Consider the following 21,477-nt stretch of genomic DNA (forward strand, 5'->3'; position numbering starts at 1 on the left):
AAAGAGGACACGGGGCATCCAGTGCCACTGTGCGAGAAGGGGGAGCATCTTGGATCAGCCGCCCGCTCTGCGCCATGCCGAGACCGCTGTCGGCGAACGGCGGGCCGTCGCGCGTGCCGACGTCTGGGAGTCGGATCTCGCGGACGTCGCGATGCTGCCCCTGGCCGCCGTGGACGGTCTCGCCCCGCTGCGACCCCCCGCCCGCCTGCTCGAGGAAGTGCTGCGCGGACGCGGCAGCCTCAGAGGCGGTGAGGGCGGCAACGGCGGAGCCCGAGCCGAGTAGTCGACGCCCGAGCCGGACGATCACTCCCCGACGGGGTCGCGGGCCCGCCGGGGCCCGCGCATGCCCACCCGACCGGAGGCCCCCGACCATGACCAGTGAGCCGACTGAGCCGAGTGAGGCGCACCCCGCACCGTTTCGCATGCCGGAGCGGCTGTTCGCGGAACTGGCTGCCGGAGGGGGCTCCCCAGAGGCCGTCGCCTTCCTGGAACGCGCGGAGCGCGCCAGGCGGCTGCTCCTGCTGCGGACGCTGCTGGACCGACTGGCCGAGCTGCCCACGCCCCTCACACCGGTCGCCGAGGCCTGGGGCGTGTTCAAGGAGGCCGCCGAGCGGGCGCCCGAGGCGGTCGACCGGCTGCTCCTCGCGCCGACGACCGGTGGCTGGATCGCCCACATGCTGCGCCGGGTGCACGGCACCGCGACGGGGCCGCCGCTGTGGGCGGAGGCCGGCCGACTGAACGTCCTGGCCCTCACCGCGTCCCTGCGCGCCGGTTCGGACACGTCCCTCACGGTCCCCCTCACCGACGGCGGGCTGCACCTGCCGGGCCTGGGCCTGCTCCGCCTCCCGCACGCACCGCCGGGCCAGGCGGTCGCCCAGGCCGTCACGAGAGCGGGCGAACTGACCCTCTCGGGTCCACCGCCCCCGGGACACGACGGAGCCCGGGCGACGGTGACGTACCGGCCGGCGACCGCACCGGTGAGGGAACTCCGGCCGGACCGCCCCCGCAGCGACCCCCGCTCCCACCGGCCCGTGCCCCGCGCCGTCGACGCGTCCCCCTGGCTCCCCCTGCGCACCCTCACCCACACCACCCCCGCCGGCCCCGTCGCCCTCCCCCTCGAGGATCTCGACCCGTATCGCGACCTCGACGACCCGGTCCCGCCCGCCCGGCTCGACGCCGACGAGGCGGAGCAGTGGCAGCGGGTCTTCGACGACGCCGTCGCGATACTCGCCGCGACCGGTACCGGCCAGGGCCCCGGGCGGATGAACCCGGCCGACATCCGGGCCGTCGTGCCCTACGGCCGCACCGCCGCCACCCCGCCCGCTCCGCCGACCGTCGCCGTCTCCGCCTCCAGCGGCGACTCCTTCGGCGCCATGCTGATATCCCGCCCCGCGTCCCCGCTCGCCCTGGCCGAAACGTTCGTCCACGAGTTCCAGCACAGCAAGCTCGCCGCCCTCCTCCACCTCTTCCCCCTCCTCGAGGACGACCGCGAGGAGCGGTACTACGCCCCCTGGCGCGCCGACCCGCGCCACCTCACCGGACTGCTGCACGGCGCGTACGCCTTCACCGGCGTCGCCGGTTTCTGGCGGGACCGGCTGGCCGAGCCGGCGCACGCCGAGACCGCCGCCTACCACTTCGCGCTGCGCCGACTGCAGAGCCGCCTGGTCGTGCGCACCCTGCTGAGCAGTGCCCGCCTCACCGCGCCGGGACGCCGACTGGTCACCGGCCTCGCCCGGACCCTGGACGGCTGGCTGCGCGAACCCGTCGGCCCGGCCGCCCTCGCCCGGGCCCGTACCGCCGCCGCCCTGCACCGCACCCAGTGGCGGCTGCGCAACGTCGCCGCCGCCCCGGCCGGGCCGGACGGCACCCTCCGCTTCCGGCCGGACCGCGGCTTCTGGCCCGACACCCGCACCCACGCCTTCGCCACCCGCCCCGCCGTCCCCCGTACCCCCGACGAGCACCTCGCCGCCGACGACCCCGCCACCGCGCTGGACGGCTACGCCAAGGACCTGGCCCGTGACCCCGCCGACCCCCGGGCGCGGTCCGGCTGGATCGTCGCCCGCGCGGTCCTGGACCCGGGCCACGCCACCCGCCGCGCACTCGCCCGCCCGGAGCTGCTCCGGCCCGACCGGCCCTGAAGCGCACGGGTCTGCGCAAGGAGGGGGTGAACGGGCACCCGAATGGTCAGGATGGAGGCATGGGATTCCAAGTCGACTCCGAAGCCGGGCGGCTCACCCGCGTCATCCTGCACCGGCCGGATCTCGAGCTCAAAAGGCTCACCCCCAGCAACAAGGACGCCCTTCTCTTCGACGACGTGCTGTGGGTGCGCCGGGCGCGCGCCGAGCACGACGGGTTCGCCGACGTACTCCGCGACCGCGGCGTCGACGTCCATCTCTTCGGCGACCTGCTCACCGAGACCCTGGACGTCCCGGCGGCCCGACGGCTCGTCCTCGACCGGGTCTTCGACGAGAAGGAGTACGGAGTGCTGGCCACGGACCATCTCCGGGCCGCCTTCGAGTCCCTCCCCACCCGCGAGCTCGCCGAGGCCCTGGTCGGCGGCATGACCAAGCGGGAGTTCCTGGACGCGCATCCGGAACCGACCTCCGTGCGCTTCCATGCCATGGAGCTGGACGACTTCCTGCTCGGCCCGCTGCCCAACCACCTCTTCACCCGGGACACCTCGGCCTGGATCTACGACGGCGTCTCCATCAACGCCATGCGCTGGCCCGCCCGGCAGCGCGAGACCGTCCACTTCGAGGCGATCTACCGGCACCATCCGCTCTTCCGTGACGAGACGTTTCACCTCTGGTCCGAGGGGCAGGCCGACTACCCCTCCACCATCGAGGGCGGCGACGTCCTGGTCATCGGCCACGGCGCCGTGCTCATCGGCATGAGCGAGCGGACCACACCGCAGGCCGTCGAGATGCTCGCGTACAAGCTGTTCGCCGCGGGCTCCGCCCGCACCATCGTGGCCCTCGACATGCCCAAGCGGCGGGCCGTCATGCACCTGGACACGGTGATGACCATGGTGGACGGCGACACCTTCACGCAGTACGCAGGCCTCGGCATGCTCCGCTCCTACACCATCGAGCCGGGCGCGGGGGAGAAGGACCTGAAGGTCACCGACCACCCGCCGGAGCACATGCACCGCGCGATCGCCGCGGCCCTCGGGCTGAACGAGATCCGTGTGCTCACCGCCACCCAGGACGTCCACGCCGCCGAACGCGAGCAGTGGGACGACGGCTGCAATGTGCTGGCCGTCGAACCGGGCGTCGTCGTCGCCTACGAGCGCAACGCCACGACCAACACCCACCTGCGCAAGCAGGGCATCGAGGTGATCGAGATCCCGGGCAGCGAGCTGGGGCGGGGCCGGGGCGGGCCGCGCTGCATGAGCTGCCCGGTGGAACGGGAGCCCGTATAAGCGCCGTATAGAAATTCAGAAGTTCGTATAGACTTCCACGTGTCCCCGTCCCTGCACCTCTGGAGCGCCCCCATGGCGACAGTCCCGACCGCCCTTGCCGGCCGCCACTTCCTCAAGGAGACCGACTTCACCGCGGACGAGTTCCGCGGCCTGGTCGAGCTGGCCGCGGAGCTGAAGGCCGCCAAGAAGGCCGGGAACGAGACGTCGTACCTGCGCGGCAGGAACATCGCGCTGATCTTCGAGAAGACCTCGACGCGCACCCGCTGCGCGTTCGAGGTCGCCGCCGCCGACCAGGGTGCCTCGACCACGTACCTGGACCCCTCAGGCTCGCAGATCGGGCACAAGGAGTCCGTGAAGGACACCGCACGCGTCCTCGGGCGGATGTTCGACGGGATCGAGTACCGCGGGGACAGTCAGCAGAAGGTCGAGGAGCTGGCGGCCTTCGCCGGCGTGCCCGTCTACAACGGGCTGACCGACGACTGGCACCCCACCCAGATGCTCGCCGACGTGCTGACCATGACCGAGCACTGCGCCAAGCCCCTGCCGGAGATCTCCTTCGCCTACCTCGGCGACGCCCGCTTCAACATGGGCAACTCCTACCTGGTCACCGGCGCCCTGCTCGGCATGGACGTGCGCATCGTCGCCCCGAAGGCCTACTGGCCCGCCCAGGAGATCGTCGACCGGGCGAAGGAGCTCGCCGAGTCGAGCGGGGCGCGCATCACGCTCACCGAGGCCCTGGACGAGGGCGTGCACGGTGCCGACTTCGTCGTCACCGACGTCTGGGTCTCCATGGGCGAGCCCAAGGAGGTCTGGGACGAGCGGATCAAGGCCCTCTCCCCGTACGCGGTGACCATGGACGTCCTGCGCGCCACCGGCAACCCGGACGTCAAGTTCCTGCACTGCCTGCCCGCCTTCCACGACCTGGGAACCAAGGTCGGCCAGGAGATCTTCGAGAGCCACGGCCTCGACTCGCTCGAGGTCACCGACGAGGTCTTCGAGTCCGCGCACTCGGTCGTCTTCGACGAGGCCGAGAACCGGCTGCACACCATCAAGGCGGTCCTCGTCGCCACGCTGGCCTGACCAGGACCGTTATCCTGACCGGCGGCCCCGGAGCCACCCCTTCCGGTGCCGCCGGCCGCGACCACCGTCGCGTCCCCGCACCACCAGAAACGAGCACCACCCGCAATGCCCGCTTCCCGCATCAAGTCCCCCCACCTCCTGGTGGCCGAATCCGGCGCCGACCGCGAAGGCCACGGCCTGAAGCGCACGATGGGCCTCTTCCAGCTCGTCTGCTTCGGTGTGGGCGCCATCGTCGGCACCGGCATCTTCGTCGGTCTCTCCGACTCGGTGGCCGAGGCCGGTCCGGCCGTCGTCGTCTCGTTCGTGCTGGCCGCGATCACCTGCGTCTTCACCGCGTTCGCCTTCGCCGAGCTGGGCGGCGCGATCCCGGTCTCCGGCTCCTCGTACTCCTTCGCCTACGCCGGACTCGGCGAGCGGACCGCCTTCCTGGTCGGCTGGTGCCTCCTCCTCGAGTACGGCGTGTCGGTCTCCGCGGTCGCGGTCGGCTGGAGCCAGTACGTCAACGAACTGCTCGACAGCGTCCTCGGCCTCCAGCTTCCGCACGCGCTCTCCGCGGGCCCCGGCGACGGCGGTGCCGTCAACCTCCCCGCGGTGATCGTCATCGCCCTGGCCTGCGTGCTCCTGGTGCGCGGCGTGCGGGAGAGCGCCCGGGCCACGGCCGCCATGGCCGTCCTCAAGCTGGCCGTCCTCGTCGCCTTCTGCGCCATCGGCTTCTACGCCTTCAAGGACGGCAACCTCAGCCCGTTCTCCCCGGCCGGCCTGGGTGGCATCGGCGCCGGCACCACGGCCGCCTTCTTCTCGTACATCGGCTTCGACGCGATCACCACGGCCGGCGAGGAGGCCAAGAACCCGCGCCGGGACATCCCCATCGCCATCCTGGTCTGCATCGGCCTGGTCACCCTGCTGTACTGCGCGGTCGCCGTCGCCGCGATCGGCGCCGTCGGCGGGGACGTGGTCGGCGACCGGCCCGCCGCGCTCTCGTACGTCGTGAACGAGGTCACCGGCTCCGCGATCGGCGGCGGTGTGGTCGCCTTCGGCGCGGTCGTCGCCATCGCCTCGGTGGTCCTCGCCGTGATGTACGGCCAGACCCGCATCCTGATGTCCATGTCCCGGGACGGCCTGATCCCGCGCGTCTTCGAGAAGGTCTCGCCGCGCACCGCGACCCCCGTCGCCGGCACGCTCATCGTCGGCGTGGTCTTCGCGCTCCCCGCGGCCTTCGCCCCGCTCGACGCGGTGGTCAACCTCTGCACCATCGGCACCCTCGCCACCATGGCCGCCGTCAACGTCTCCGTGATCGCGCTGCGCCGCCGCGAGCCGGGCCTCGCCCGTACCTTCCGCGTGCCGCTGTACCCGGTGACGCCGCTCCTCGGGGTCGGCTTCTGCCTGTACCTGATCTACGAGACGGGCGCGACGACCTGGCTCCAGTTCGCGGTGTTCCTCGCGGTGGGCCTGCTGGTGTACGCCGCCTACGGGCGCCGGCACTCCCGCCTCGCCCGGTCGGAGGCGGACGCGGTCACTCCGGAGAGCGACGCGGAGCGGGTACCGCAGGAAGCCTGAACCAGACCGCCTTGCCGGACCCGGTGGGCCGGTGGCCGCAGGACGAGCTCAGGGCACGGATCAGCAGCAGGCCGCGCCCGTGCTCCTGCCAGGGGTCGGGCGGCTCCACACCGGGACGGGTGAGGTCGCCGGGCGGCGCCGGGTCCGGGTCGTGGACCTCGACCTGGCAGCCGGTCGGCATCAGCTCCACCACCAGCTCGATCGGCGACCCGCCGGAGGTGTGCTCGACGGCGTTGGCGACCAGCTCCGCCGTGAGCAGCTCCGCGGTGTCGCCGTCCGCCGTGTGCTCCACCTCGGTCAGCGCCGTCCGCACCAGGGCGCGGGCCACCGGCACGGCCGCGGCGGAGTGCGGCAGCGCGATGCGCCAGGAGGCGGGAGCGGGGGAGTGAGGGGAGCGATCGTGCACGGCAGGTCCGTTCTGGAGCAGGTTGTCGTCCTGTCCTGCTTTCAACCTCATGAATGGTACGGCGCCACCCGGCGGAACCGTTCGACGGGCACCTCATAGAAGAGCCCCTATCGCGCCCTCGTGACGACAGTCACAGAAGGGTGATAGCTTCGAAGTGCTTCGGTATCCAGGAGGAGGCCGCCCGTCATGAGTCCCTTCACCGGCTCCGCCGCCCCCACCCCCGACTGGCGCCACCTTCGCGTCGATCTCACCGACGGCGTCGCCACCGTCACCCTCGCCCGCCCCGACAAGCTGAACGCGCTGACCTTCGAGGCCTACGCCGACCTGCGCGACCTGCTCGCCGAGCTGTCCCGGGAGCGGTCCGTACGGGCCCTGGTGCTGGCCGGCGAGGGCCGCGGCTTCTGCTCCGGCGGTGACGTGGACGAGATCATCGGGGCCACCCTGTCCATGGACACCGCCCAGCTGCTGGACTTCAACCGGATGACCGGCCAGGTGGTGCGCGCCGTACGGGAGTGTCCGTTCCCGGTGATCGCCGCGGTCCACGGCGTCGCGGCCGGGGCGGGCGCGGTCCTCGCACTGGCCGCCGACTTCCGCGTCGCCGACCCGTCCGCCCGCTTCGCCTTCCTCTTCACCCGTGTCGGCCTCTCCGGCGGCGACATGGGCGCCGCCTACCTGCTGCCCCGCGTCGTCGGGCTCGGCCACGCCACCCGCCTGCTGATGCTCGGCGAACCCGTGCGGGCGCCGGAGGCCGAGCGGATCGGCCTGATCAGCGAGCTCACCGACGAGGGCCACGCGGACGAGGCCGCCCGATCACTCGCCCGCCGCCTGGCCGACGGCCCGGCCCTGGCCCACGCCCAGACGAAGGCCCTCCTCACGGCGGAACTGGACATGCCCCTGGCGGCAGCGGTGGAGCTAGACGCCTCCACACAGGCCCTGCTGATGAACGGCGAGGACTACGCAGAGTTCCACGCGGCCTTCACGGAGAAACGCCCCCCGAAGTGGCAAGGGAGGTAGGCGAATGCTGTCTCCCGAGGGCACCGCAGGTACCCCAGGGGCGCGGGGAACTGCGCGACCAGCCACAACGAAGCCGCACCCGCGCGACAAGCGCAACCACCCCCACCGCATCGCCATTGTCGGAGGAGGCCCCGGCGGCCTCTACACCGCCGCCCTCCTCAAACGCCTCGCCCCCGACCGCCGGATCACCGTCTACGAACGCAACGCCCCCGACGACACCTTCGGCTTCGGCGTCGTCCTCTCCGACGAAACCCTCGGCGGCATCGAACACGCCGACCCCGTCGTCTACGCGGCCCTGAAACAGGACTTCGTCCGCTGGGACGACATCGACATCGTCCACCGAAACACCCGCCAAACCTCCGGAGGACACCGCTTCGCCGCCCTGGGCCGCCGCCGCCTCCTGGAGATCCTGCACGAGCGCTGCCGCGCCCTCGGCGTCGAGCTGCGCTTTCGCACCGAGGCCCCAGACCCTGCCCGGCTGACGGAGACGTACGACCTCGTCGTCGCCGCCGACGGAGTGCACAGCACCACCCGCGAGACCTACCGCGACGTCTTCCGGCCCCGCGTCACCGGCCACCGCTGCCGCTACATCTGGCTGGCCGCCGATTTCGCCTTCGACGCCTTCCGGTTCGAGACCGCCGAGACCGAGCAAGGCGTGATGCAGCTGCACGGCTACCCGTACGCGGCCGATGCCTCCACCGTCATCGTGGAGATGCGCGAGGAGGTGTGGCGGGCGGCCGGCTTCGACGAACTGGACGAATCCGAGTCCACCGCCCGCTGCGCCAAGATCTTCGCCGATGCCCTCGGCGGCCGGCCGCTGAAATCCAACCGGTCGGCGTGGACCACCTTCCGCACGGTCGTCAACGAACGCTGGTCGCACGGCAACCTCGTCCTCCTCGGCGACGCCGCCCACACCGCCCACTTCTCCATCGGCTCCGGCACCAAGCTCGCCGTGGAGGACGCCCTCGCGCTCGCCGCCTGCCTGGAGGAGCAGCCCTCACTCACCGAGGCGCTGACCGCGTACGAGGAGGAGCGGCGCCCCGTGGTCGCCTCCACCCAGCGGGCGGCCCGGGCCAGCCTGGAGTGGTTCGAGGACCTGCCCCGGTACCTGGACCAGCCGCCCCGCCAGTTCGCCTTCAACCTCCTCACCCGCAGCCGCCGGGTCACCCACGACAACCTGCGGCTGCGCGACGCCCGCTTCACCGAGTCCGTGGAGCGCGAGTTCGGCTGCCCGCCCGGCACGCCCCCGATGTTCACCCCGTTCCGGCTGCGCGACCTGACCCTGCGCAACCGCGTCGTCGTCTCCCCGATGGACATGTACTCGGCCACCGACGGCCTCCCCGGCGACTTCCACCTGGTCCACCTGGGGGCCAGGGCCCTGGGCGGCGCGGGGCTGGTGATGACCGAGATGGTCTGCGTCAGCGCGGAGGGCCGCATCACGCCCGGCTGCACGGGCCTCTACACCGGCCGGCAGGCCGAGGCGTGGCAGCGGATCACGGGTTTCGTGCACGCCCAGGCGCCCGGTACCGCGATCGGCGTGCAGCTCGGCCACAGCGGACGCAAGGGCTCGACCCGGCTGATGTGGGAGGGCATCGACGACCCGCTCCCCGACGGCAACTGGCCGCTCGTGGCCGCCTCCCCGCTGCCGTACAAGCCGGGCGGCCAGACGCCCCGCGAGCTGTCCCGGGACCGGCTGACGGACATCAGGGAGCAGTTCACGACCGCCGCCGCGCGGGCCGCCCGGGCCGGCTTCGACCTGCTCGAACTGCACTGCGCCCACGGCTACCTGCTCTCCGGCTTCCTCTCTCCGCTCACCAACCACCGCACCGACGCCTACGGCGGCTCCCTGGAGAACCGGCTCCGCTTCCCGCTGGAGGTCTTCGACGCCGTACGCGACGTGTGGCCCGCGCAACGGCCGATGACGGTCCGCATCTCCGCCACCGACTGGGCCGAGGGCGGCACGAGCGCCGAGGAGGCCGTGGAGATCGCCCGCGCCTTCGCGGCGCACGGCGCCGACGCGATCGACGTGTCCACCGGGCAGGTGGTGGCCGAGGAGCGACCGGAGTTCGGGCGGTCGTACCAGACCCCGTTCGCGGACCGGATCCGGCACGAGGCGGGCATCCCGGTGATCGCCGTCGGCGCGATCTCCTCCTGGGACGACGTCAACTCGCTGATCCTCGCCGGACGCACCGACCTGTGCGCGCTCGCCCGCCCGCACCTCTACGACCCGCACTGGACGCTGCACGCGGCGGCCGAGCAGGGCTACGACGGCCCGGGTGCCGTCTGGCCGGCGCCCTACCGGGCGGGCAGCCGCCGCCCGGTGACCGGACGCACGGACGCTCCCAAGCCGCGGCTGGCGCTGGACGGCTGACGCGCCTCAGGGGGTGTATCCCCAGGCCGCGCAGAACGGCCGCAGCGGCTCGGCGATCTCGTCGTCCTCCGGCAGCGCGCGCCCGGGCTGGACCGTGCCGGTCCGGATGTTGTCCCGCCAGTCGCCGAGGCCTCTGACCAGCTGGGCGCTGCTCTTCCTGCCGTAGTTGAGCATGCTCGGCGCGTAGTCGACACCGAGGTACTCGCACACGTGGCGCATCGCCTGCTCGGGGGCGTCGGTGATGTCCTCGTAGCGCACGGTGCACGCGTCGGTGGCATCCCTGCGGACCTTGTCGACGACCTCCACATAGCGCAGCACGTCCCCGACGGCCTTGTCGTACGGGCGCTTGACGGGGTCGCTGTCGTGCCACGAGCGGACGATCGACTCCGGGTGGCGCAGCAGCAGGACGAACCGCGCGTCGGGCCAGCAGTCCCGGATGCGCTCGTACATGAACGCGTTGGCCGGCGTCTTCTCGACGATGAAGTCCTTGCCGGACCTGACCAGCTCACGGTGCATGACGCGGTCCCACAGCAGGTGCTCGAGGTCGCCGCGCTGGAGACCGAGCTCGCCCATGGCCCGTTCCGAGTACCAGTTGGTGCAGGTGACGTCCATCCGGCCGAGGTGCAGCTCGTGCACGGTGTGCAGCCGCGGGTGGGCGCCCAGCATCATGCGCAGCAGGGTCGAGCCGGAACGGATCGACGAGATGATGAAGACCGGCCGCCGCAGCAGCCGCTCGGTCGCCAGGTCCTCGGCCGACGGACATCGGTAGGTCACCGCGGGCGGCTCGGCGGGCTTGTGGGCGGCGGACGTCGTACCCTTCGCGGCCTTCCCCTTCGTCGCCTGGGGAGCTCTCCGCACCTGGAGGCCGGTGGTGACGGTGAGGGCCCGGTTCAAGTTATGCATGAGGCTCATGCGTCCGGACGGTAGGCGGGAAATCTGAGAAGAGGATCTGAGGAGGCTGAGGGTTCCCTGATGGCCCGGAAGAGTGACTCACGTCACTGAAGCGCGAAGCGTGCCCCCGTGTCGCGCAGCCGCTCGTGCAGGGCGTGGAAGACGGCCGCCGAGCGCGTCCCGGGCCAGTCGTCGGGCAGCAGCCGGGCGGGCAGTCCGGGATCGGCGTAGGGGAGGTGGCGCCAGGAGTCCAGGGCGAGGAGGTAGTCGCGGTAGGCCTCCTCGGGCGGGGTGTCCGTCCGGCGCTCCCATGCGCGCAGCACGCGCGCGTGGCGGTCGAGGAACGTCTCGTGCTCCTTGGCGATCGCGGTCAGGTCCCACCAGCGTGCGGCCGCCTCGGCGGTCGGCGTGAAGCCCAGGTGCTCACCGCGGAAGAAGTCCACGTAGGAGTCGAGACCCAGGCAGCCCAGCGCGTGCCGGGTCTCCTCGTACAGGCGGGCGGGGGCGATCCATACGCCGGGGGCCGCGGTGCCGAAGCCGAGACCGGCCAGCCGGGAACGCAGGACGTGCCGCTTCTGCCGCTCCGACTCCGGCACGGAGAACACGGCGAGCACCCAGCCCTCGTCCCCGTAGGGTGCCGTGGCGTAGATGCGCCGGTCCCCGTCCTCCAGCAACTGCCGTGCCTCGTCGGACAGTTCGTATCCGGCGGCGCCCTCGGCGGTCCGGGCGGGCAGCAGCAGCCCGCGCCGCTTCAGCCGGGACACCGACGAACGCACGGAGGGCGCGTCCACCCCGACCGCGGCCAGCAGCCGGATCAGCTCGGCGACGGGCATAGGACCCGGTGCGAAACGGCCGTACGCGCCGTAGAGCGTGACGATCAGGGATCTCGGGGCGTGCTGCGGGTGTTGCTCGGACACGTTGATCATCTTAGGTCGTCGGCATCACGCCTGGTCACCCCGGGGACCGGGACCCGGTGAGGCGGCCAGGAGCCGGTAGCGCTGGAGCTTGCCGGTCGCCGTGCGCGGCAGCGCGTCCAGGAAGACGATCTCGCGCGGACACTTGTACGGCGCCAGCTCGTCCCTGAGGAACGCCCGCAGCGCGTCCGAGTCCCGTTCGGCGCCGTCCTTCAGCACCGCGTGGGCCACCACCACCTGCCCGCGCGCCGCGTCGGGCCGGCCCACCACCGCCGCCTCCACGACGTCCGGATGCCGCAGCAGCGCGTCCTCGACCTCGGGCCCGGCGATGTTGTACCCGGCGGAGATGATCATGTCGTCCGCGCGTGCCACGTACCGGAAGTAGCCGTCGGGCTCGCGGACATAGGTGTCGCCGGTGATGTTCCAGCCGCCGCGCACGTACTCCCGCTGCCGGGGATCGGCGAGATACCGGCAGCCCACCGGCCCGCGCACCGCCAGCAGCCCGGGCTCCCCGTCGGGCACCGGTGTGCCGTGCTCGTCCTGCACGCGCGCGTGCCACCCCGGCACCGGAACGCCCGTCGTGCCGGGCCTGATGTCGCCGTCCGCCGCGGAGACGAAGATGTGCAGCAGTTCGGTGGCGCCGATGCCGTTGATGATGCGCAGGCCGGTGCGCTCGTGCCAGGCCCGCCAGGTGGCCGCCGGCAGGTTCTCGCCCGCCGAGACGCAGCGCCGCAGACATGTGACGTCGTACCCGTCCAGCTCGTCGAGCATCGCGCGGTACGCCGTCGGCGCGGTGAACAGCACCGACACCCGGTGCTCGGCGACGGCCGGCAACAGCTGCCTGGGGCCCGCCTGTTCGAGCAGCAGCGCGCTCGCCCCGGCCCGCATCGGGAAGATCACCAGGCCGCCCAGCCCGAAGGTGAAGCCGAGCGGCGGACTGCCCGCGAAGACGTCGTCGGCACGGGGCTTGAGGACGTGCCGCGAGAACGTGTCGGCGATCGCCAGCACGTCGCGGTGGAAGTGCATGCAGCCCTTGGGGCGCCCGGTGGTGCCCGAGGTGAAGGCGATCAGCGCCACGTCGTCGGCCGCGGTGTCCACGGCCGGGTACGGGGCGTCCGGCGCCGGGCCGGATTCCGCGCGGCTCAGCAGGTCGTCGGGCGCGTCCCCGCCGTACGTCGTGATCCGCAGCCCGGGGACGTCCGCCTTGGCGAGGTCGTCGACGGCCCGCACGTCGCACAGGGCGTGCCCCACCCGGGCGATCTCGCAGATCGCCCGCAGCTCGTGCGGGCGCTGCTGGGCCAGCACGGTGACCGCCACCGCGCCCGCCTTCAGCACCGCCAGCCAGCAGGCGGCCAGCCACGGGGTGGTGGGGCCGCGCAGCAGCACCCGATTGCCCGGGACGACGCCGAGGTCGCCGGTGAGGACGTGGGCGAGCCGGTCGACACGGGCCCGCAGCTGCCCGTAGGTCCAGCGCTCCCCGGAGGCGGTGTGGAAGACCGGGCGGTCGTCGGGCGGGCCGGTGAGCAGCTCGGCGGCGCAGTTCAGCCGCGCGGGGTAGCGCAGTTCAGGGAGGTCGAAGCGGAGCTCGGGCCACTGGTCGGGGGGCGGCAGGTGCTCACGCGCGAAGGTGTCGACGTGGGCGGTGCGGTGCGGATCCGCGCCGTGCGGTACTGCCATGGCGGTTCGCCCCCTTTGTCGTGGTGGGCTCGCGCAACGAGCGTATCGTGTTGGTGACGACAGTCAACGGTGCGCGATAACCTCGGGTGTGGCCCGGCGGGGCAGGGGAGCAGGGGAAGGGACCGGCGATGACCGCATTCTCGCTCGAACCGGCACAAGTCACCTGGTGCGAGGAGCTGCGCACCCTGGCCGCCGAGCGGCTGCGGCCCCTGGCCGAGAAGGGCGAGCCGGGCCGCGTCAACCGCGCCCTGGTCGCCGAACTCGGCGCCCTCGGCCTGCTGCCCCGCCTGTTCACCTCGGGCGCGCTCGACCTGTGCCTGATGCGCGAGTCCCTCGCCCACGCCTGCACCGAGGCCGAGACCGCACTCGCCCTCCAGGGCCTGGGCGCCCACCCGGTGCACGCCCACGGCACCGAGGCCCAGCGCGCCTGCTGGCTGCCCCGCGTGAGCGACGGCACCGCGGTGGCCGCCTTCGCGCTCAGCGAGCCCGACGCCGGCTCGGACGCGGCCGCACTGACGCTCAGAGCGGAACGGGCCGCGGAGACAGTGGGCAGGGGTGGGGAGAGCGGCCCCCCGGGTCCGGCGGACGCCGGGCGAACCACCGACGGGCAGTCCGGGCCGCCCCGGGACCCCCTGCGGCCTACCCCGGGACGCGGCACGGGCCCGCGCCCGTCGGCGCCGACCGCCGCCGGGCGGGGCGCGCGGGCCGACGCGGCCGACCTCGACGTCGTACGGCCCGGAGCGGGGCGCGCCGGGAACGCGGACCGTACGACGTCCGACCGGGACGCGCGGGACGGTGCGGGTCCCGGCGCGCGCCCCGGCCCCTCAGCCCCGGCCGCCGCGCGGCCGGCAGCCGGGGCCGGCGCGCGCCGGCATCCCTCGCACCCGGGCGCCGCGCGCGCCGCCGCCGTGCGCCCCGGGGAACCGCACCCGCCCGCCGCCCGGTCGGACACCGGGGGGACCCCGGCCCCCCTGACCGCCGACCGCGACGGCCGCTCCGGCTGGCGGCTCACCGGCGACAAGTGCTGGATCTCCAACGCCCCCGAAGCCGACTTCTACACCGTCTTCGCCCGCACCACCCCCGGCGCCGGCGCCCGCGGCGTCACCGCGTTCCTCGTGCCCGCCGACCGCCCCGGCCTCTCCGGCGCCCCCCTCGACATGCTGTCCCCGCACCCCATCGGCACCCTGGCCTTCGACGCCGTACCCGTCACGGCCGACGACGTCCTCGGCGAGCCGGACCGCGGCTTCCGGGTCGCCATGGGCACCCTCAACCTGTTCCGCCCCAGCGTCGGCGCCTTCGCCGTCGGCATGGCGCAGGCCGCCCTCGACGCCACCCTGGCGCACACCACCACCCGCGACGCCTTCGGCGGCAAGCTGCGCGACCTCCAGGCCGTCTCCCACCAGGTCGCCGAAATGGCCCTGCGCACCGAGGCGGCCCGCCTCATGGTGTACGCGGCCGCCACGGCGTACGACGACAACGCGCCGGACGTCCCGCAGCGCGCCGCCATGGCCAAACTCCTCGCCACCGAGACCGCCCAGTACGTCGTGGACAAGGCCGTCCAACTGCACGGCGCCCGCGCCCTGCGCCGCGGCCACCTCCTCGAACATCTCTACCGCGAGGTCCGCGCCCCCCGCATCTACGAGGGCGCGAGCGAGGTGCAACGCGGCATCATCGCCAAGGAGCTGTACCGCACGCAGGACGCGACCGAGGGGGCCGGAGCATGACCGCCGAACGGGTGAACCCGACCGAGCTCGCCCCGCCCACCGGCTTCTCCCACGCCGTCGTCGCCACCGGCAGCCGCGTCGTGTTCCTGGCCGGCCAGACCGCGCTCGACACCGACGGCAAGATCACCGGGGACACGCTGCCCGCCCAGTTCGAGAAGGCCCTCACCAACCTCCTGACCGCCCTGCGCGCCGCCGGCGGCACCCCCGCCGACCTCGCCCGTGTCACCGTCTACGCCACGGACATCGCCGACTACCGCTCCCACGCCGCCGACCTCGGCCGCATCTGGCGCGAACGGGCGGGCCGCGACTACCCGGCGATGGCGGTCGTGGAGGTCGTACGCCTGTGGGACGAGCGGGCGTTGGTGGAACTGGACGGCTTCGCCGTACTGCCCAACTCGCCACCGAAGGGGTGACGGTCACTGCCGGCGGCCCTCCCGCCCTGTACCAGTGGAACCCCCCATTCCGACCGACCGGGAGGTTCCACCATGCCCGTACGCGTACGAACCAGATCCGCCGTCCTGGCCGCGGCCGCCGGCGCCGCCCTGCTCCTGCCGGCCACCCCCGCCGCGTTCGCGGCGGACGACACGGAGACCGTGACCGTCGACCCGACCGGCCGCATCGCCTCGAACGGCACCATCACACTCTCCGGCACCTACCGCTGCACCCCCGGCACCGGCCCCGTCTTCGTCAGCTCCTCGGTGAGCCAGGGCAACCACTCCGTGCGCTACGGCGTCGGCGGCACCCGTGCGGTGTGCGACGGCCTGGAGCACCGCTGGACCAACACGGGCAGGACCGTGAACACCCTGAAGCCCGGCACCGTCAATGTCGAGGCCACTGTGATGGAACTGCGGCCGGTCAGCGGCCTGCTGCTGCCGAGCTTCCACGCGTGGCAGGACCGGGACGTGACGTTGGTCGAGGGCTGAGCCCGAGCCGTCGGGCCCCGCACCGACCCGGTACGGGGCCCGCACAGCACGTCGGCACGAGCGCGTTCGGCGCGAGCACCTTCGGCACGCGCCCGGTCGGCCGCCCCGCTCAGGTCCGTTTGCGCGCCGGCCTGGTGCCCGGCCGCCCGACCGGGTCGGCCGGGCGGGTCCGGGTGCCGGAGGTCCGGACGCCGGAGCGTGACGGCTGCTGCGCACGCCGCTGCTGGGGGAAGGACAGCGAGTCCCGGCCCGCCGAGCCCCGCGCCGGGGGCTCCGCCGCCTCGTCGCCCGGCGCCGACGGGGGACGCTGGCGGTGGCGCGGCACCGCTCGCCGGGGTGGACGGGTGAGGGTGATCTGACGGACGATCTGCTGGAAGCAGACCAGCGACGCCAGCCCCGGCAGGGCCGCTGCCGCGCTGTCGCTGAGGGTCCGCGGTGCCTGGGCGATGCACAGCAGCATCGCGATGCCCGAGAACAGCAGGACCACGGCCCAGGAGTGGACGGCGCGGCGTTGGTGCAGCGCGGAGCGCAGGACGGCCAGCGACGCCACCAGCCAGGGACCGTAGACCAGCAGCGGCCACCAGGACACGACGCTGCCGCGGGTGCGGGCGACGGCTGCCAGACGCAGCGGTTCGTAGGCCACCATGCCGCCGAACAGACTGACGGAGGCCGCGATGACCGCGGCGAGGGCCGCGATGAACAGGCTCGCGGCGCGCAGCCGGCTCACCTTTCTGCCCCTGCGGACCCTGCGGTGACTCGTGGGGGAATCCCTCAACGGTGGCAATTCCGCTGTGATTTCCTGCAAATTCCCCAGCGGTGTTCCCGGCGCGGGGGCGATCGCAGACGTGTCCGTTTCGTGAACGGGTGTGGTCTGCTGTTCCATCGCGTCCTGGAGCAGGAAGGCGAGCTCTTCGGCCGGGTCCCAGCCGGGCTCCGGCGGGACCAGGGCTTCGGTGACCGGCTCCCCGGGCCCGCGGTGGCGACCGGTGCCCCGGCGACCGGTGCCGGCAAAGGGGAACAGGCCTTCGCCGTAGGGCAGGGGCTGGTGAATGTGTTCGTCATGCATGAGGCGCTCGGGTCACTCCGCCCTGGTGTACGTCGAAGACACCTGCGATCCGCCCAGTTCCCCGTTTTCCTCGGTCATATCCGAAGTAACGTCCGCATACTGCATCGGATGCGCGGCAGTCGAGTGAACGATTTCTGGGATGCTTACCCAATAGGAATTCACGGAGGGTCGACAGTATCGATGTACGAAAAGCGTGTCAGGCTGATGTAACACCGGACATGTGAAAGGAGATTGCCGTGATCACCACCGATTTCGCCCCCGGTTCCCCTTGTTGGCTCGACCTCGGCGCCCCGGACGTACGGGCCGCCGCGGCCTTCTACGGCGCGGTGCTCGGCTGGGAGTACGAGTCGATGGGGGAGGGGGACGACATGGAGGGCGGGGTCCTCCGGAAGGACGGCAAGATCGTCGCCGGTCTCGGCAGACTCACCGAGGAGGGCGCCCGCCCGGCCTGGATGATCTACTACTGCGTCACCGACGCGGACGCCACGACCCAGACCGTTCAGCGCGCCGGCGGCACCGTGCGGGTGGCGCCGACGGACCTCGACGACTGGGGCCGGATGGCGCAGTACAGCGACCCGCTGGGAGGCCAGTTCGCCGTCTGGCAGCCGGGGACGAACAAGGGCGTCGAGCTGGTGGACCAACCGGGCTCGCTGTCCTGGACGGAGCTGTACACGAGCGACGCGGCGGCTGCGAAGGAGTTCTACGGCGGTGTCTTCGGCTGGCAGTTCAGCGACATGGACATGCCGGGCGGCGGGGGCACCTACACCCTCATCACTCCCGCCGGACTTCCCGAGGAGCGCATGCACGGCGGCCTGATGCAGCTCCGCGAGCAGGACCTCGCGCAGGCCGGCGGCCGCCCGTACTGGCACCCGGTCTTCGCCGTCGCCGACTGCGACGCCGCGGTCGCCCAGGTCACCGAGAACGGCGGCAGCGTGCAGATGGGGCCGGAGGACGCGGAGGGCGTCGGCCGCCTGGCCGTCTGCCTCGACCGGGCGGGGGCGGAATTCGTGGTGCTCACTCCGGCCGGGAGCTGACGCGCCGAGGGCGCCGCCGGTCCGAACGTCCGTGGGAGTTCAGCCGCGGACGGGCACGTTCTCGGAAGCGGTCGGCGACAGCCGGTAGGCGCCCGCCTCACGTCGTACGCGACCGGCGGTGGGCGGCGGAAAGTGGCTGCCCAGCAACAGGGTCGATGTGCCGGCGAGCGAGTCGAGCACCCGGTGCCGGGTCCTCACGGCGAGTTCGGGCTCGATGTCCACGCAGCTGCAGAGACCGGGATGTGACAGCTGGACCGGGTGGTGGATGCTGTCGCCCGTGATCAGCGCACGCTCGCCTCCGCTGCTCAGTTCGACCGCCACCTGTCCCGGGGTGTGGCCCGGCGTGGGCAGCAGGCGGATGCCCGGCGCGATGTACGTGCCCTCGTCCTCGACGTCCAGCAGGTCGAACAGGCCCGCTTCCCGGACGGGGTGGACGGAGTCGCGGAACATCTGCCGGCGTGCCTCCTCCATCTCGACGCCCGACCAGTAGTCCCATTCGGCACGTGACGTGAGATAGCGCGCGTGGGGGAAGGTGGGCACCCAGGCGTCGCCGTCGGCGCGTGTGTTCCACCCCACGTGATCGGTGTGGAGGTGGGTCAGGACGACGAGGTCCACCGTCTCCGGTGCGAAGCCCGCCTCCCGAAGCCGCGTCTCGTAATCGCTGTTCAGGTTGTGCCAGGCGGGGTTGGCCCGCTGCTTCCCGTTGCCGATGCCGGTGTCGATCAGCACGCGCATACCGCCGGCCTCCAGGGCGAAACTGTGGCTCGCCAGGCGGAGGATGCCCCGGGCGTCGGCGAAGTCGGGGCGCAGCCAGGGCGTTTCGGTCACGAGGTCGGTAGTCGCTCCGGGCAGGAGCCACGGACCGGTCCCGGCGGGCAGGGAGATCTCGTCGATGCGCCGGACGGTGTGGTCGCCGACGGCCCACGAGGGGGCGGGGGGCCGGGCCGCGCTGCCGGACTGCGAAGTCGTGACCATCTTCGTTCTCCTCGGTGGTGAGCTAAACGCAATCGGTTTGCTTTAGGAGACGGTAGGTCCTACCGTGACCTAAAGCAAACGATTAGCTTTAGGCGTCCGTGGGCGACGACCCGGTTCCCGTCCCGTGCGCCGCACCGATCCGGGAGGCCACCGTGACCAGCGAACTCACTCCTCAGGAGGCAGCCCGAGGGGCGCTCCGGGCGGGACTCCCCCTCCGAGGCGAACGGCACGCAGGGGTGGCCGCGACGGCCAACCACATCCACTCCGTCATCGCCACACTGCGCGAACTCGACTTCGGCGACACGCCCCCCGCGGCCGCCTACCGAGCCGGACGGGAGAACGTCGATGCGACCCTTTGAGCTGTCACTCACCGACGCTTCCCGCGCGGTGCACGCCCGGGAGCTGTCTCCGGTGGAACTCACCGCATCCGTACTCGACCGCATCACCGCGGTCGACGGACGACTCGGCGCCTATGTCACGGTCGCCGCGGACTCCGCCCGGGCCGCGGCCGCCCGGGCCGAGCGGGAGATCGCGAGGAGTGGCCCTCGAGGACCGCTGCACGGGATCCCCATGGCGCTCAAGGACCTGATCGACGCCGAGGGGATGCCGACCACCGCGAGCTCGGACGTTCGCGCCGGGCATGTCGCGGACCACGACAGTCATGTGACCGCACGTCTCGCGGACGCCGGAGCAGTGCTGCTGGGCAAGACGCACACCCACGAATTCGCCTACGGCCTGACCACCCCGCAGACGAACAACGCATGGGACCACGGCCGTGTCGCCGGAGGGTCGAGCGGCGGCTCGGCGGTGGCGGTCGCCGCCGGGGCCGCGACGTTCGCGCTCGGCACGGACACCGGTGGTTCCATACGGGTGCCCGCCGCCCTGAACGGCGTGGTGGGTCTCAAGCCGACCTACGGCCTCGTCTCCCGCGCCGGCGTGACCTCGCTCTCCTGGTCCCTGGACCACGTCGGCCCCCTCGCCCGTACCGTGCGGGACGCGGCTCTGGTGCTGGCCGCGACGGCCGGCCAGGACCCGCGCGACCCCGCGAGCGTGGCCGCCCCTCCGGCCGACTTCCTCGAAGCGGGGGACCTGAAGGGACTGAAGGTCGGAGTCCCCCGCAATCACTACTTCGACCGGGTGACACCCGAGGTGGAGGACGCCGTACGCCGGGCGATCGGGCGGCTGGCGGAGCTCGGGGCCGAGCTCGTCGACGTCGACATCCCCATGGCGCGCTACATCCAGGCCGTCCAGTGGGGGCTGATGGTTCCCGAGGCCACCGCCTACCACGAGCGGTCACTCCGGGCCACCGCCGACCTGTACGCCCCGGACGTCCGCATCCTGCTGGAGGCCGGCGAACTCATCTCGGCGGGCGACTACCTCCGCGCCCAGCGGGCCCGCACCCTGATGCGCGACGCCTGGGCCCGCATGTTCGACGGGATCGACGTCCTCGCCGCGCCGACGGTACCGATGACCGCGGCCCCGTCGGACCAGGAAGTGGTGGAGTGGGCCGACGGCACGACCGAGGCCGTATCGGACAGCTACGTCCGTCTCTCCGCCCCCGCCAACATCACCGGCGTGCCCGCCCTCACCCTTCCGGTCGGCCTCGACCGGGCCGGGCTGCCGATCGGCATGCAGCTGATGGCGCGGCCCTTCCGCGACGCGACGGTGCTGCGGGTGGGCCGGGCCTACGAGGAGGCCACCGCCGACGTCGTCGGCCGGATCGCGCCGTGCGCGCCGATCGCGAGCCCTCGCCCCGAACGCGGAGCCTAGACGCAACGGATTCGCATTAAGGTGGAGAGCATGAGTCCCAGGCCCATGACCCGCCCCGGCGGGCGCAGCGCACGCGTGCAGGAGTCCGTCCACGCGGCGGTCCGTGAACTCGTTGCCGAAGTGGGCCGTGACGTGCTGACCGTTCCCATGGTCGCGGCCCGCGCGGGGGTGACACCGTCCACTGTCTACCGTCGCTGGGGCGATCTGCAGGAACTCCTCTCCGACGTCGCGGTCGAGAGGCTGCGCCCGGAGACCGGTCCCGCCGATCTCGGCAGTCTCCGGGACGATCTCGAGGCCTGGGCGGAACAGTTCCTCGACGAGATGGCATCTCCGTCCGGGCGGGCGTACATCAGGGACGCGCTGCTCGGAGACCCGGACGGCACCAACGCCGGCCAGTGCTCCGCCTACGCCGCCGAGCAGATCGACGCAGTGCGGGACCGGGCGGCTCGGCGCGGTGAGCCGGTGCCCGACACGGAAGCGATGATGGACGACATCGTGGCGCCGATCATGTACCGCATCCTCTTCCGCCCCGGCAGGCTGGACGCCGGGTACGCACGCGAACTCGTGGCGCACGCTCTCAACCGACTCTGACCGGGACGCCTCGCCCGCTGCAGGAGGCGACGGTGACGTCTCGTCAACGCCGCCGGCGGCATC

20 protein-coding genes and 1 pseudogene are annotated in these 21,477 nt (G+C 72.7%); 15 read left to right on the top strand and 6 right to left on the bottom strand.

Annotated elements, in window-relative coordinates; all coding sequences use genetic code 11:
• Positions 1-49 precede the first annotated feature (49 nt).
• The 5 genes from ACIGO6_RS10910 to ACIGO6_RS10930 all read left to right on the top strand — a co-directional run bounded on the left by ACIGO6_RS10910 (position 50) and on the right by ACIGO6_RS10930 (position 6,058).
• Positions 50-283, top strand: a complete 234-nt coding sequence (locus ACIGO6_RS10910) for a hypothetical protein (protein WP_399874286.1) — start codon at positions 50-52, stop codon at positions 281-283.
• Between the two features lie 88 nt (positions 284-371).
• Positions 372-2,138, top strand: a complete 1,767-nt coding sequence (locus ACIGO6_RS10915; protein ID WP_399874289.1) for an aKG-HExxH-type peptide beta-hydroxylase — start codon at positions 372-374, stop codon at positions 2,136-2,138.
• A gap of 59 nt (positions 2,139-2,197) precedes the next feature.
• Positions 2,198-3,421: an arginine deiminase gene (locus ACIGO6_RS10920; protein ID WP_399874291.1), complete on the top strand. Its 1,224-nt coding sequence runs from the start codon at positions 2,198-2,200 to the stop codon at positions 3,419-3,421.
• 72 nt (positions 3,422-3,493) lie between these two features.
• Positions 3,494-4,501, top strand: coding sequence for an ornithine carbamoyltransferase (argF, locus tag ACIGO6_RS10925; RefSeq protein ID WP_399874293.1), 1,008 nt, complete (start codon positions 3,494-3,496; stop codon positions 4,499-4,501).
• Positions 4,502-4,606: 105 nt separating this feature from the next.
• Positions 4,607-6,058: an amino acid permease gene (locus ACIGO6_RS10930; protein WP_399874295.1), complete on the top strand. Its 1,452-nt coding sequence runs from the start codon at positions 4,607-4,609 to the stop codon at positions 6,056-6,058.
• Here ACIGO6_RS10930 and ACIGO6_RS10935 read toward each other — a convergent pair.
• Positions 6,015-6,515, bottom strand: coding sequence for an ATP-binding protein (locus ACIGO6_RS10935; RefSeq protein WP_399874297.1), 501 nt, complete (start codon positions 6,513-6,515; stop codon positions 6,015-6,017). The two genes, ACIGO6_RS10930 and ACIGO6_RS10935, sit on opposite strands and share 44 nt — an antisense overlap.
• 135 nt (positions 6,516-6,650) lie before the next feature.
• On the opposite strand from ACIGO6_RS10935, the gene ACIGO6_RS10940 reads away from it, so the two are divergent.
• Both ACIGO6_RS10940 and ACIGO6_RS10945 read left to right on the top strand, forming a co-directional pair.
• On the top strand, positions 6,651-7,478 hold the full coding sequence (locus ACIGO6_RS10940; protein WP_399874299.1) for an enoyl-CoA hydratase family protein: 828 nt from the start codon (positions 6,651-6,653) through the stop codon (positions 7,476-7,478).
• 4 nt (positions 7,479-7,482) lie between these two features.
• Positions 7,483-9,849, top strand: a complete 2,367-nt coding sequence (locus tag ACIGO6_RS10945) for a bifunctional salicylyl-CoA 5-hydroxylase/oxidoreductase (RefSeq protein WP_399874302.1) — start codon at positions 7,483-7,485, stop codon at positions 9,847-9,849.
• A gap of 6 nt (positions 9,850-9,855) precedes the next feature.
• Here the strand turns inward: ACIGO6_RS10945 and ACIGO6_RS10950 are convergent, their stop codons facing one another.
• The 3 genes from ACIGO6_RS10950 to ACIGO6_RS10960 all read right to left on the bottom strand — a co-directional run bounded on the left by ACIGO6_RS10950 (position 9,856) and on the right by ACIGO6_RS10960 (position 13,394).
• Positions 9,856-10,761 (bottom strand): sulfotransferase family protein, encoded by a 906-nt coding sequence (locus ACIGO6_RS10950; protein ID WP_399874305.1) that lies wholly within the window; start codon positions 10,759-10,761, stop codon positions 9,856-9,858.
• An 83-nt stretch (positions 10,762-10,844) separates the two neighbouring features.
• Entirely contained in the window at positions 10,845-11,666 is an 822-nt protein-coding gene (locus ACIGO6_RS10955) for a PaaX family transcriptional regulator C-terminal domain-containing protein (RefSeq protein ID WP_399874307.1), read from the bottom strand.
• 15 nt (positions 11,667-11,681) lie between these two features.
• Positions 11,682-13,394 carry an AMP-binding protein gene (locus ACIGO6_RS10960; RefSeq protein ID WP_399874890.1) on the bottom strand — a complete coding sequence of 571 codons (1,713 nt, stop codon included), beginning with the start codon at positions 13,392-13,394 and terminating at the stop codon, positions 11,682-11,684.
• Positions 13,395-13,459: 65 nt separating this feature from the next.
• Here ACIGO6_RS10960 and ACIGO6_RS10965 point away from each other — a divergent pair.
• The 4 genes and pseudogenes from ACIGO6_RS10965 to ACIGO6_RS10980 form a co-directional block, all read left to right on the top strand.
• A pseudogene (locus tag ACIGO6_RS10965) lies at positions 13,460-13,774 on the top strand (acyl-CoA dehydrogenase family protein); the annotation flags it as partial.
• A gap of 189 nt (positions 13,775-13,963) precedes the next feature.
• Complete coding sequence (locus tag ACIGO6_RS10970) at positions 13,964-15,055, top strand: acyl-CoA dehydrogenase family protein (RefSeq protein ID WP_399874892.1); 1,092 nt, start codon at positions 13,964-13,966, stop codon at positions 15,053-15,055.
• The gene (locus tag ACIGO6_RS10975) at positions 15,052-15,468 is read left to right on the top strand and encodes a RidA family protein (RefSeq protein WP_399874308.1); all 417 of its coding nucleotides are present in this window, start codon (positions 15,052-15,054) and stop codon (positions 15,466-15,468) included. The genes ACIGO6_RS10970 and ACIGO6_RS10975 overlap by 4 nt, the downstream gene beginning before the upstream one ends.
• A 72-nt stretch (positions 15,469-15,540) precedes the next feature.
• The gene (locus ACIGO6_RS10980) at positions 15,541-15,978 is read left to right on the top strand and encodes a DUF6299 family protein (RefSeq protein WP_399874310.1); all 438 of its coding nucleotides are present in this window, start codon (positions 15,541-15,543) and stop codon (positions 15,976-15,978) included.
• Between the two features lie 109 nt (positions 15,979-16,087).
• On the opposite strand, the gene ACIGO6_RS10985 is transcribed toward ACIGO6_RS10980, so the two are convergent.
• Positions 16,088-17,044 (bottom strand): hypothetical protein, encoded by a 957-nt coding sequence (locus ACIGO6_RS10985; protein ID WP_399874312.1) that lies wholly within the window; start codon positions 17,042-17,044, stop codon positions 16,088-16,090.
• A 236-nt stretch (positions 17,045-17,280) separates the two neighbouring features.
• Here ACIGO6_RS10985 and ACIGO6_RS10990 point away from each other — a divergent pair, with 236 nt between their 5' ends.
• On the top strand, positions 17,281-18,078 hold the full coding sequence (locus ACIGO6_RS10990) for a VOC family protein (RefSeq protein ID WP_399874314.1): 798 nt from the start codon (positions 17,281-17,283) through the stop codon (positions 18,076-18,078).
• 39 nt (positions 18,079-18,117) lie between these two features.
• Here ACIGO6_RS10990 and ACIGO6_RS10995 read toward each other — a convergent pair whose 3' ends face one another.
• Complete coding sequence (locus ACIGO6_RS10995; RefSeq protein ID WP_399874315.1) at positions 18,118-19,053, bottom strand: MBL fold metallo-hydrolase; 936 nt, start codon at positions 19,051-19,053, stop codon at positions 18,118-18,120.
• Between the two features lie 152 nt (positions 19,054-19,205).
• Here ACIGO6_RS10995 and ACIGO6_RS11000 point away from each other — a divergent pair, with 152 nt between their 5' ends.
• Genes ACIGO6_RS11000 through ACIGO6_RS11010 form a run of 3 tightly spaced genes read left to right on the top strand, consistent with a single transcriptional unit; the run spans position 19,206 to position 21,414 of the window.
• Positions 19,206-19,412: a hypothetical protein gene (locus ACIGO6_RS11000; protein WP_399874317.1), complete on the top strand. Its 207-nt coding sequence runs from the start codon at positions 19,206-19,208 to the stop codon at positions 19,410-19,412.
• Positions 19,399-20,823 carry an amidase gene (locus tag ACIGO6_RS11005; protein ID WP_399874319.1) on the top strand — a complete coding sequence of 475 codons (1,425 nt, stop codon included), beginning with the start codon at positions 19,399-19,401 and terminating at the stop codon, positions 20,821-20,823. Before ACIGO6_RS11000 ends, ACIGO6_RS11005 begins: the two co-directional genes overlap by 14 nt.
• Before the next feature lie 30 nt (positions 20,824-20,853).
• Positions 20,854-21,414: a TetR/AcrR family transcriptional regulator gene (locus ACIGO6_RS11010; protein WP_399874321.1), complete on the top strand. Its 561-nt coding sequence runs from the start codon at positions 20,854-20,856 to the stop codon at positions 21,412-21,414.
• The last annotated feature ends 63 nt before the right edge of the window (positions 21,415-21,477 follow it).

The organism is Streptomyces sp. NPDC053750, assembly GCF_044544295.1.
In the GTDB taxonomy this organism is placed as follows: domain Bacteria; phylum Actinomycetota; class Actinomycetes; order Streptomycetales; family Streptomycetaceae; genus Streptomyces.